7 protein-coding genes are annotated in these 10,749 nt (G+C 72.8%); 2 read left to right on the top strand and 5 right to left on the bottom strand.

Annotated elements, in window-relative coordinates; genetic code table 11:
* Positions 1 to 347: 347 nt before the first annotated feature.
* A complete protein-coding gene (locus tag ACGF2V_RS29260) occupies positions 348 to 1,502 on the top strand; it encodes a glutamate--cysteine ligase (protein WP_362710427.1) in 1,155 nt (384 codons plus the stop codon).
* Between the two features lie 177 nt (positions 1,503 to 1,679).
* The gene (locus tag ACGF2V_RS29255) at positions 1,680 to 2,744 is read left to right on the top strand and encodes a biotin/lipoate A/B protein ligase family protein (RefSeq protein ID WP_362710488.1); all 1,065 of its coding nucleotides are present in this window, start codon (positions 1,680 to 1,682) and stop codon (positions 2,742 to 2,744) included.
* A gap of 207 nt (positions 2,745 to 2,951) precedes the next feature.
* On the opposite strand, the gene ACGF2V_RS29250 is transcribed toward ACGF2V_RS29255, so the two are convergent.
* From ACGF2V_RS29250 to ACGF2V_RS29230, 5 genes are all read right to left on the bottom strand, one after another.
* Positions 2,952 to 4,283: a glycosyltransferase family 87 protein gene (locus ACGF2V_RS29250; protein WP_389048407.1), complete on the bottom strand. Its 1,332-nt coding sequence runs from the start codon at positions 4,281 to 4,283 to the stop codon at positions 2,952 to 2,954.
* Between the two features lie 210 nt (positions 4,284 to 4,493).
* Complete coding sequence (locus ACGF2V_RS29245; RefSeq protein WP_362710431.1) at positions 4,494 to 7,037, bottom strand: SpoIIE family protein phosphatase; 2,544 nt, start codon at positions 7,035 to 7,037, stop codon at positions 4,494 to 4,496.
* Between the two features lie 274 nt (positions 7,038 to 7,311).
* Entirely contained in the window at positions 7,312 to 8,784 is a 1,473-nt protein-coding gene (locus ACGF2V_RS29240) for an amidase (protein WP_362630088.1), read from the bottom strand.
* A gap of 327 nt (positions 8,785 to 9,111) precedes the next feature.
* Positions 9,112 to 9,531, bottom strand: coding sequence for an ankyrin repeat domain-containing protein (locus ACGF2V_RS29235; RefSeq protein WP_362710435.1), 420 nt, complete (start codon positions 9,529 to 9,531; stop codon positions 9,112 to 9,114).
* Positions 9,532 to 9,657: 126 nt separating this feature from the next.
* On the bottom strand, positions 9,658 to 10,722 hold the full coding sequence (locus tag ACGF2V_RS29230) for a TIGR03842 family LLM class F420-dependent oxidoreductase (RefSeq protein WP_362710437.1): 1,065 nt from the start codon (positions 10,720 to 10,722) through the stop codon (positions 9,658 to 9,660).
* Positions 10,723 to 10,749: the final 27 nt, after the last annotated feature.

The following is a 10,749-nucleotide window of genomic DNA, read 5'->3' as shown; positions in this document are numbered from 1 at the left end:
CGTGCCCCAGCTCACCGACGAGATCAAGGCCCGCAAGGGCTGAAACCCCTGACCCCTGGTCGTCGTCCCGGTCCGGGGCCGTGCGGTGGTGACACACCCCACGGCCCCGGACCGCTTTCTGCGAGGCGACGCCCCGGTCACGCGCCCCCGTTCAAGGGGGCGGCCTGGTCAGCCCAGCTCGAACATGCAACCCTGACCCGGCCCCACGTTCCCCCGACGCACCGTCAGCACGCGCCCTCACCAACGTGACCCGGGCCCGCGGGACGGTTCCTCTCCCGGACCGGTCACGTCGACACCAGCTTTCTGATGCGGGGAAGCACCTGCGCCCCGCAGGAACGGAGTCGCATATGGCACACGGTCGCACCAACCCGCTGAACGCGCACCACGACGACGCCCCGCTCACCTTCGGCATCGAGGAGGAGTTCCTCCTGCTGCACCCGGAGACGAGCCGACCGGCGCCACAGGCGCCCCTCGTCCTGCGTACGGCCGCTCCCGCCGCCCCCGCGGCCGGCACGCTGACCGAGGAGATCACCCGGTTCCAGTTGGAGGCCGCCACTCCGGTCTGCCGCTCCGCCGACCAGGCCCACCACCATCTCGCGGCGGCACGGCACGCCCTGGCCGAGGCGGCGCAGCGGCAGGGCCTCGGCCTCGCCGCCGTCGGCTGCGCCCCGTACGGCACCCCCGTGCCCCTCCCGCTGGCCGACAAGCCCCGCTACCGGCGCATCAGCGACCGGTTCGGCGGTCTGGTGGAGTCCCACACCGTGTGCGGATGCCACGTCCACATCGGCATGCCCGACCTGCCCACCGCCCTCGCCGTCTCCAACCACCTGCGTCCCCACCTGCCCGCCCTGCTCTCGGTGAGCGCCAACTCCCCCTTCTACCAGGGGCGGGACACCGGTCACGCCAGTTGGCGCAACATCCTCTGGTCCCGCCTCCCCTCCTCCGGTCCCCCGCCGCTGTACCGCACCCCCGACGACTACCACCGCGCCGTCGACGCGTTGCTCGACGGCGGCGCCGCCCTCGATCCGGGAATGGTGTACTGGTTCATCCGGCCCGCCCCACGCCTGCCCACCCTGGAGATACGCGTCGCCGACGTGGCCGCCACCGCCGAGGAGGCGCTGCTGATCGCCCTCCTCGTCCGGGGACTGGCCACCGCCGCCCTCCAGGCCATCGCGGACGACCGCCCGGCCGCCGAGGTGCCCGACCGGGTCCTGCGCCTCGCCCTGTGGCGGGCCGCTCACGACGGCCTGGAGGGGAACGGCGTGGACACCACCACCGGCACCCTGACGCCCGCCCGCGCCCTGCTCGACCGCATGGTGAAGGCCGCGCTGCCCGGTCTGGACGCCTGCGGCGACACCGCCGTCGTCACCGGCCTCGTCGACCGGCTGCTCCGTTGCGGCAGCGGAGCCCATCGCCAGCGGGCCGCTCACGCCCGCGAAGGCCGGATCAGCGATGTCACCGCCCTGCTCGTCGAACAGACCCGCGCCCCGCTGCCCGCGTAGGACCGCACCGGAGCACCCTCGGGACTGCTGGGACCACGCCGGGAACCCGCGCCATCGTCGGCACCGGTCGGGCCGTCAGGTGCGTAAATCCTACGGATTAGACTCCACGGCAGTGGCGTCCTCACGCACGGGTCGGCGCCCACGCAACAAGAGGCCGTCGGGTCTGGAGGCATGGCTGTGCACGGTGAGTACAAGGTCCCCGGCGGCAAACTCGTCGTCGTCGATCTGGACGTCGAGGGCGGGGCGCTGCGGAACGTACGGGTGGCCGGGGACTTCTTCCTGGAGCCGGACGAGGCGATCCTGGCGATCGACGCGGCGCTGGAGGGCGCTCCGGCCAACACGGACACCGCCGGGCTCGCCGCCCGGATCGACGCGGTTCTCCCGGACTCGACGGTGATGCTGGGCCTCACCACGGAGGGAGTCGCCGTCGCGGTGCGCCGGGCCCTCGCCCAGGCCACCGAGTGGAGCGACTACGACTGGCAGCTCATCCACGAGGGACCGCAGTCACCCGCCCTCCACATGGCTCTCGACGAGGTCATCACCGCCGAGGTCGCCGCGGGCCGGCGCCCGCCGACGCTCCGGGTCTGGGAGTGGGCCTCGCCCGCCGTGATCATCGGGAGCTTCCAGTCCCTGCGCAACGAGGTCGATCCGGCCGGTGCCGAACGGCACGGTGTCACGGTGGTCCGGCGGGTTTCCGGTGGCGGTGCCATGTTCGTGGAGCCGGGCAACACGATCACGTACTCGCTGTCCGTCCCGGACGCCCTGGTCTCCGGTCTCTCGTTCGCCGACAGCTACGCCTATCTCGACGACTGGGTGCTCGGGGCGCTCGGCGACATGGGCATCAATGCCTGGTATCAGCCGCTGAACGACATCGCGACCGAGGTCGGGAAGATCGCCGGTGCGGCCCAGAAGCGCATCGTGGGCTCCGGTGGCGGGCCCGGTGCCGTGCTGCACCACGTGACGATGTCCTATGACATCGACGCCGACAAGATGCTCGACGTGCTGCGCATCGGCAAGGAGAAGCTGTCCGACAAGGGCACCAAGAGCGCCAAGAAGCGCGTCGACCCCCTCCGTCGCCAGACCGGTCTGCCGCGCGAGACCGTCATCGACAACATGATCGAGTCCTTCCGCAGGCGCCACGGCCTCACCAGCGGCAAGGTCACCCCGGAGGAGATGGCCAGGGCAGAGGAGCTCGTGCGCACCAAGTTCGCCACCGCCGAATGGACCGCCCGCGTGCCGTGACAGCGGTACGGGGACACAGCCCGACGGGATCCGCACGAGGGCGGCCGGCCCCGGCACGCCGAGGCCGGCCGCCCCGCCACACGACCGCCCCGCCGGTCGCACACCGTGTGCGACCGGCGGGGCGGTGTCGGTCTCGATGCCGGTGTGCCGACGTCGGGGGCTCCTTCGGGAGCGCCCACAGGAACGGGCGCCCGCGGGAGCCGGCGTCTAGGGATCGGCGGTGCCGGTCAGGTTCTGTTCGGCTTCCGGCTGCCGCGGCACAGCGGTCCCGGCCGCCGAGGTCCCGGACGCGCGCGCCTCGCTCCCTGGATCCGTGGCGCGCCCCGCCGACAGACGGGCCGCGAACCGGGGCCAGGTGAGGAGCACGACGGGGAAGATGGCGTAGCCGATGCGGGTGGCCGGGGACAGCACGATCGCGAAGAGCAGTCCCAGCGCGAGCCTGTCCGCGGCCGCGACGGGGGTCCGCGGCGGACGGACCAGCAGGGACACGCCGACGCCCAGGGCGCTCAGTCCGATGAGCACCACGGTCACCGCCTGCCCGTGCGGGACCAGGGTGACGATCAGGTGCCCGAGCAGCGGACTCTGCGCGGTCGACGCCGCCTCGCCCAGGCCCAGCGGGTAGAGGACCACGTTCTGGTAGAACGCGTCGATGTCCACCAGAGCCACGGGCACGGTGCACAGCACCGCGATTCCGACGGCGAGCACCCCGCTCCTGACGGCGGCACGCCTGCCGAGGCACACGGCGAACAGGGCGACGACCACCGGGATGGCCGGCCAGGCGGTCCACTTGAGCGCGGCGGCCGCACCAAGGGCCAGCCCTGCCCCCAGGTCGTTGCGCCGGTCCGCGAAGGCCAGGGCCAGACAGACGAGTCCGACGACCGGCGGGTCGACGCCCCCGATGGTCAGCGGCAGCGCGACGACGGGGCAGGCGATCAGCCAGAACACACCCGTCACGGACGAGGGGACGGTGACGCCGCCCTGACCGCTCCCGGTGTCCCGCCCCTTCGTGAGCACCCGGACGGCACCGATCACCGCGGCCAGGAATCCGATCGCGAACCACAGCCGGGCGCTGGTGAACGGAGTGTCGCCGAACAGCACCTGGGGGACGCCGAAGAGCGCCATTCCGGGCAGGTACGGGTTGAAGTCCGGCACCACGTGCGGATCGCCGTTGTACACGGTCCCGGAGGAGAACAGCAGGTCGGCCGACCGTTCGACGACCCCGACCTCCATCTGCGCCTTGCCGACGACCGTGAGGTAGAGCAGGGGGGCGACCACCGATCCGGCGGTGGCGACGACGGCGGGCAGCCGGGACCACGGCGTGGCCGATCTCAGCGCGACCACGGCGGCGCAGCCGTAACCGACCGCCGCGGCCAGGCCCCATGCCTGCTGCGCCGTACCGGAGGGCGAGGACAGTCCCACCGCCAGCGCCGAGACCGCGCACACCAGCAGCACCGGCCAGTCCCAGCGCCGTTTGCGGAGCCCCGCGCCCGCGGGGTCGCAACCGGCTCCCGGCTCCTTCTTCCGAGTCACTGTCGGCATCCGTCACCAGCCCGGTCGGATATTCGGAAACCGGGCACCACGACGCCGTGAGCGCGTGGACGCGCACCGCGCACACGCTGATCACATGGGGGGAAGGCGGAGATCATGAACGGGACTATACTCACCGGTCATACATCACATGATCGCGTGGGCGCTCCGGGCGCGCGGCCGACGTGTGCGACACGGTCGGATCCCGGTCGGGGGCCCCGCTCAGTGACCGGTCGGCGGGATTTCCTGTTCGGTCCAGATGACCTTTCCCTCGGGTGTGTAGCGGGTGCCCCAGCGGCGGGTGAGCTGGGCGACCAGGAAGAGGCCGCGACCGCCCTCGTCGGTGGTCCTGGCGTGCCGCAGCCGCGGTGAGGTGCTGCTGGTGTCCGAGACCTCGCAGATCAGGACGGACTGGCGCAGCAGCCGCAGCCGGATCGGTCCGGTGGCGTGTCTCACGGCGTTGGTGACCAGTTCGCTGACGATCAGCTCGGTCGTCATCTCCATGTGCTCCAGGCCCCAGTTGCGCAGCAGACGGGCCGTGCGCGACCGGACGCCCGCGACGGCCGCCGGGTCGGAGGGCACCTCCCACGAGACGACGTGATCGGCGCTCAGCTCGTGGGTACGGGCGAGCAGCAGCGCCACGTCGTCGGGCTGCGGGACGGGGAGAAGCTGCTCGACGACCGACTCGCACAACACGTCGAGGGGAAGTCCGCACTGGGCCAGGGCTGCGCCGAGGCGGGACATGCCGAGTTCGGGGTCCCGGTCCCGGCCCTCGATGAGGCCGTTGGTGTACAGGGCGATGAGGCTGCCTTCCGGAAGGTCGGTCTCCGCGGTCTCGAAGGGCATCCCGCCCAGCCCCAGCGGTGGGCCCGGGGGCAGCTCGGGAAAGCTGACGCGCCCGTCGGGCGAGACGACGGCGGGTGGCGGGTGGCCCGCTCGGGCCATGGTGCAGCGCCGGGTGACCGGGTCGTAGATCGCGTACAGGCAGGTGGCACCGAGCACCGTCGTCCCGCCCGCCGCTCCCTCGGGTTCCTCGTCGCTCAGGCGGAGCACGAGGTCGTCGAGGTGGGCCAGGAGTTCGTCGGGAGGCAGGTCCATGTCGGCGAGGGTGTGGACCGCGGTGCGGAGCCTGCCCATGGTGGCGGCGGCGCTTATGCCGTGTCCGACGACGTCGCCCACGACCAGGGCGACCCGGGCCCCGGAGAGCGGGATCACGTCGAACCAGTCTCCCCCGACACCGTCCTTGGCGTCCGCCGGGAGGTACGAGGACGCCACGTCCACGGCCATGCCTCCGGGCAGGGTGTGCGGGAGCAGACTGCGTTGCAGGGTCAGCGCCGCGGCGTGCTCGCGCGTGTAGCGGCGGGCGTTGTCCACGCTCATCGCCGCACGGGCCACCAGTTCGCGGGCGGGCAGCACGTCGTCCGGTTCGAAGGGGACCAGGTTCACCGAGCGCATGAAGGTGGTCAGCCCGAGGACCGTGTCCCGGGCCCGCATGGGGACCGCGATGAGGGAGTGGAGGCCGAACTCGCGGATGCGTTCCGCGCGCTCCGGCTGCTCGACGGCCATCAGACGACTGAGGGATTCGAGGACCGGGAACAGGACGGGTTCGCCCTCGAAGAGGAACCGCGCGTCGTACGGCGGCGGCACGAACTCCACCAGGTCCCCGATCCTGCGGACCGCCTCCGGGACGCCCTCCCGCACCGAGCTCATGGCGACGCGCCGCATCCGGGGTGCCAAGGCGCCACTCGTACGAAGGGCGCCCCTCCCGGAGAACTGCGCGGCGGAGAACCCCGGGGGCGCATGTCCCGGGTCACCCGGCCACCGCTCCGGTTCCTCGGGGCGGGCCACCGGTTCCAGCAGGTCGACGAAGACCAGGTCGGCGAAGCGCGGCACCGCGAAGTCGGCCAGTTCCTGGGCGGTGCGCATCACGTCCAGGGTGCTGCCGATACTGGCTCCGGCGTCGTTGACCAGGGCCAGGCGCTGCTGGGCCCTCCACCGGTCGGTGACGTCCGTGACCATGTAGCAGATGCCCCTGACGGCGCCGTCGCTGTCGGTCAGCGGGAAGAACGAGGTGGAGTACGCGCGCTGGCGGTGCGGATCGGCCCAGCTCCAGCCCTGGTACTCGTAGTCGATGACGGGGACGCCCGTGTCCAGCACCCTGCGCATCAGGGTCTCGATGGTGTCGGCCTCCAGCCCCGGGAGCACGTCGCTCATGCGGCGGCCCAGACGCTGCTCGCGCGAGACGCCGCCGATCCGCTCCAGGGTGTCGTTCACCCAGACGTAGCACAGCTGCGGGTCCATCACCGCGATGCCGATCGGCGAGCTGGTCAGGAAGGCGTCCAGTACGGACTGCCCCACCGCCCATTCCGCCCTCCGTCCCCGGGCGGAGACCAGGAACGCCTCCCGGCCGTCCAACTCGAAGGAGGCGGAGATCCGTAGGTCCACCTCGATCCGCCGCCCGTCGCGCCGCCGCACCTCGGCGGCCCCGGTCCACCCGGCACCGGCGCGGCACCGTTCGGCGATCCCCGCGACGCGGACCGGGTCCTCGGGCATCGCGAGCAGGAAAGCGGCATAGCGCCCGACGACCTCGGCGGCGCGGTACCCGAGGAGGCCCTGAGCGCTCTGCGTCCATCCGATGACCGTCCCGGTTCCGGAGATCACCGCCGTCGCGTCGTTCGCCGTGTCGAAGGCGGAGTGGGGGGTGCCGAGGAGACCGGGCTGCGGCGGTTCGGCACCCGGCGCGGAGTGCGGGCCTGGGGACGCCATGCTACTCACCACCCATCCACTCCGATCCACTCCATGGTCCTGCCTGCGGCGCTCCGATGCGAACGTCGCGGGTCCTTGGCGTACAAAGAGCGGTGTCGGGCGCACCGGCGTCGGGCGTTCGCGGCGCATGCGTCAGCGGGGAGCCGGCGCCCGCCGAAAGCCTGGCGGGCGGGAACACCCGTTCCGGGTCCGATGGTCCGCTCGGGTGATCCGGTGCCGGGCCGAACGACCGGCCGGGGCCGACGCCGCGATCACGCGGAGGCGGGCGGGGAGGTCACCGCCCGCCCTCGGCCGGGACGAAGCCGGCGACGGGCGGCAGGAAGTCGTACCAGCGGCGTTCGGCCTCCAGCTGGGCGGCGAGCGAGATCAGCCGCTCCTCGCTGCGGGAGGGGCCGAGCAGTTGGGCTCCGACGGGCAGCCCGTCGGAGGTGAACCCGGCCGGTACGTTGACGCCCGGCCAGCCCAGTACGTTCCAGGGCCAGGCGTACGGGCACGCCTCGGCCATCGCCACGTCGGTGCGCCAGGCGCTCAGCCCGTCGAACCTGCCGATCGGGGGCGGCGGCAGGGCGGTCGTCGGGGTGAGCAGCACGTCGTAGCCGGTCGCCGCGCCGGGCGTGCGGAAGAACGCGCCGATCCTGCGGTGCTGGTGCACCTCCCGCGCCCTCGCCGCGCGCACCACTCGGCCGCCGAGCCGGGTTCCGGTGCGCAGCGCGCTGCGGGTGCGGGGGTCGAGGAGGGCGGGGTCCGGGTGGCGGGCGGCGAGTTCGGCGATCCCGGCGGTGGCCCGGGGGACGAAGCCGAGTCCGATCAGCCCGTAGCGGGGCCTGGCCTCCTCGACGTCGTGGCCGAGGAGGGCGAGCGTCTCGGCCAGGGCGGTGACGGCCCGGCGCACGTCGGGGTGGGGCTCGCAGCGGGTGAGGGTGAGCGGGGGGCGCCAGGCCAGGGCGATACGCAGCCGGCCCGGTTCGCGGCGGGCGGCGGCCGCTGCCTCGACGGCGGGTGGGCGGTGCGGGTCGTCGGGGTGGGGACCGGCGACCGCGTCGAGCAGCAGGGCCGCGTCGGCTACGGTCCTGGCCAGCGGTCCGTTGACGGTGAGCCCTTGGAAGGCGTCGCTGTGGGGGTGGACGGAGATCCGGCCGCGCTGCGGCTTGATGCCGACAAGGTGGGTCCAGGCCGCGGGAATCCGGACGGAACCGGCGCCGTCCGACCCGAGGGCCGCGGGCACCAGTCCGGCCGCGACGGCCGCGGCGGACCCGCCGGACGAGCCGCCCGGGGTGTGGCCGGTGTGCCACGGGTTGCGGGTGGCGCCGAAGGCGGGGCCCTCGGTGAACGGCCACTGGCCGAGTTCGCAGGAATTGGTCTTGCCGACGATCACGGCACCGGCGGCCCGCAGTCGGCGCACGGCCTCGCTGTCGGCGGTGGCGGCGGGCAGATCGCCGCCGCAGCCGAAGAAGGTCGGCATCCCGGCGACGTCGGTGTCGTCCTTGACGGCGACCGGCACCCCGAGCAGCGGCAGCCGCTCCCCCGCGGCGAGCCGACGGTCGGCCTCGGCCGCCTCGGCGAGCGCGGCCTCGGCCCGCAGATGACGAAAGGCGTTGAGGGTGCCGCGGCTCGCGTCGATACGTGCCAGGGCCTCGGACACCAGCCGGGTCGAGGTGGTACGGCCCTCGGCCAGCTCCCGTGCGCTGTCGGCCAGTCCGGTCGGGTGGGCCGGGCCGGTGGCCGTCACGGCTTCCGTTGAGGACATGGGCTGCCCGCCTTCCTCGTAGCGGCGGGTGCGCGCCGCGCCCGCACCCGTATGACCGCACGCGCTTACCGGAGGGTAACCAGTCCGGGACGGTCCGCTCAACCGTTGGGACCGATGTACGCCTCCGAGCGACGGCGGAGCACGGCCCGCCCGCCCCGGCGTGCGCCGTCGCGCGCCGCGTGCCGCCCCGTCGTACGCTCGGATGGATCGGACCGCTCGGCCTGGACCGGCCCCTACGGGCCCGTGCCCGGAGCCGCGTGGGAGCCGCCGATCGCCAGGACGCCACCCACCGCGAACGCGACAACCGCCCGCGGGTTCCAGCTCGGTTCAAGCGGTGAGGCTGCGCAGCCGGTCCAGGACCGCTCGCCGCTCCTCGGTGTCGTCGCTCCAGCCCTGCGCCCAGTCGAGCGCCGAGCCGCCCCCCGACTCCCGAAGGTGCGGGTCGGCTCCATGGCGTAGCAGCAGCTCGACGAGGGGGAGGTTCGCTTGGGTAGCGGCTGCGGCGAGTGGTAGTCCGCTGCGCCAACCCCGGGATTCGGCGTTGGGCGAGGCCCCGGCCGCCAGGAGCAGCTCGGCGCAGCGGTTTTCGCCCTGGACGGCGGCGAGGTAGAGCGGTGTGGCTCCGTCAGGGGCGCGGGTGTCCGGATCGGCCCCTTGGGCGAGGAGTCGCTGGAGGAGTCCGGCGCGCCCTTCACCGGCAGCCGCGGCAAGCCGCTTCGGCAGCTTCTTGCTCTTTCTGTCGTTCACGTGTTTCCACGGGCGCGGGGCCTACCGACTGGAGCTGCGGAAGGTGCAGGGTGCGCCCGGTACCCCTTTGCGTACACACCCTGCTTGCCAGGCTCGGCGTCCCCGCCCCGGGCAGATCGTCGACCTTCACCCTGCAGTCGGCCCGGCCGTGCTGCCCCCACGCATCTGCGGCGACGATGAGCTGAATAACGGGATGATGTCGGAGCCGTAGGTGTCGATGGTGGCCTCGCGGGCGTCGTGCATGTTGTAGACGGCGAACTGGTCGACGCCCAGGTCCTCGAGGTGGCGGAGTTTTTCGATGTGCGCCTCGGCGGGGCCGATGAGGCAGAAGCGGTCGACGATGTCGTCGGGGACGAAGTCGGTGGACGGGTTGTCGGCGCGGCCGTGGTGGGAGTAGTCGTAGCCGTGGCGGTCCTTGATGTACGCCGTCAGCTCGTCCGGGATCATCGACGAGTGCCGACCGTACTTGGCGACCAGGTCGGCGACGTGGTTGCCGACCATCCCGCCGAACCAGCGGCACTGCTCGCGGGCGTGAGCCAGAGCCCCGGGCGAGTCGTCGGAGGTCACGTACGCGGGGGCGGCGACGCAGATGGTGATCGAGGCCGGGTCGCGGCCGGCCTCCTCGGCGGCGGCACGCACCGCCTTGACCATCCACTCGGTGAGGAAGGGGTCGGCGAGTTGGAGGATGAAACCGTCGGCCTTCTGCCCGGCGAGGGCGAGGGCCTTCGGCCCGTACGCCGCCATCCAGACGGGCAGCTTGCCGTCCTTCACCCACGGGATGCGGATCGGGTTGCCGTCCACCACCGCCTCGCGGCCCTCCGCCAGGTCACGGATGACCTCGACGGCCTCGCCCAGGCGGGCCAGGGTGTCGGGCTTGCGGCCGGCGACGCGCATTGCGGAGTCGCCGCGGCCGATGCCGCAGACGGTCCGATTGCCGAACATGTCGTTGAGGGTGGCGAAGGTGGAGGCGGTGACCTCCCACGTCCGCGTTCCCGGGTTGGTCACCATCGGGCCCACGTGCAGCTTCGTGGTGTGCTCGAGGATCTGGCTGTAGATGACGAAGGGTTCCTGCCACAGCACGGCGGAGTCGAAGGTCCAGCCGTAGCAAAAGCCGTTGCGCTCCGCCCGGCACATCAGGTCGACGACCTGCGAGGCGGGCGGGTCGGTCTGCAGAACGAGTCCGAAGTCCACTGGGGACCTCCAAGTCCACGTCGGTGT

This window comes from Streptomyces sp. NPDC047982, assembly GCF_043204165.1.
GTDB lineage: Bacteria > Actinomycetota > Actinomycetes > Streptomycetales > Streptomycetaceae > Streptomyces.
Note: the sequence above shows the minus strand (reverse complement) of the source record. Positions and strands in the feature narration are given on the sequence as shown.